Origin of the sequence: Microbispora sp. H10836, from assembly GCF_012999525.1 — a bacterium.
Taxonomy (GTDB): Bacteria; Actinomycetota; Actinomycetes; order Streptosporangiales; family Streptosporangiaceae; genus Microbispora.
Map to the genome: position 1 here is coordinate 1 of NZ_JABBWU010000065.1, position 1,044 is coordinate 1,044.

The following is a 1,044-nucleotide window of genomic DNA, read 5'->3' on the forward strand; positions in this document are numbered from 1 at the left end:
AGCGCTGGCCGCCGAACTGCGCCTTACCACCCAGCGGCTGCTGGGTGATCATCGAGTACGGACCGGTCGAACGAGCGTGGATCTTGTCGTCGACCAGGTGCAGCAGCTTCAGGATGTAGATGTAGCCGACCGAGATCGGGTGCGGGAACGGCTCGCCTGAACGGCCGTCGAACAGCCGCGCCTTGCCGTTCTCCCCCACCATCCGGGAGCCGTCCCGGTTGACGAGAGTGCTGTCGAGCAGGCCGACGATCTCCTCCTCGTTGGCGCCGTCGAACACCGGCGTGGCGACCTTGGTCCAGGGCTCGACCCTGTCCAGGTCCTTCTCGCGCAGGCGCTCGGCCCAGGCCTCCTCGATACCGGAGACGTCCCAGCCGCGGGCGGCGATCCAGCCGAGGTGTGTCTCCAGGACCTGGCCGACGTTCATTCGCCCGGGGACGCCCAGCGGGTTCAGGACGATGTCGACCGGGGTGCCGTCCTCGAGGAACGGCATGTCCTCCACCGGGAGGATCTTGGAGATGACGCCCTTGTTGCCGTGACGGCCGGCGAGCTTGTCCCCATCGGTGATCTTGCGCTTCTGCGCCACATACACCCGGACCAGCTCGTTGACACCCGGAGGAAGCTCGTCACCCTCCTCACGGCTGAACACGCGCACCCCGATGACCTTGCCGGACTCACCGTGCGGCACCTTCAGCGAGGTGTCACGCACCTCACGCGCCTTCTCCCCGAAGATCGCACGCAGCAGCCGCTCCTCGGGCGTCAGCTCCGTCTCACCCTTGGGCGTGACCTTCCCGACCAGGATGTCACCGGTCACCACCTCGGCGCCGATCCGGATGATGCCGCGCTCGTCGAGATCGGCCAGCGCGTCCTCGGAGGCGTTGGGGATGTCGCGGGTGATCTCCTCGGGCCCCAGCTTGGTGTCGCGGGCGTCGACCTCGTGCTCCTCGATGTGGATCGACGACAGCACGTCGTCCTGCACCAGACGCTGGGACAGGATGATCGCGTCCTCGTAGTTGTGGCCCTCCCACGGCATGAACGCCACCAGCA

At 67.1% G+C, this 1,044-nt stretch carries 1 pseudogene; it reads right to left on the reverse strand.

The features are described from left to right. A pseudogene (locus HHX30_RS40260) lies at positions 1-1,044 on the reverse strand (DNA-directed RNA polymerase subunit beta); the annotation flags it as partial.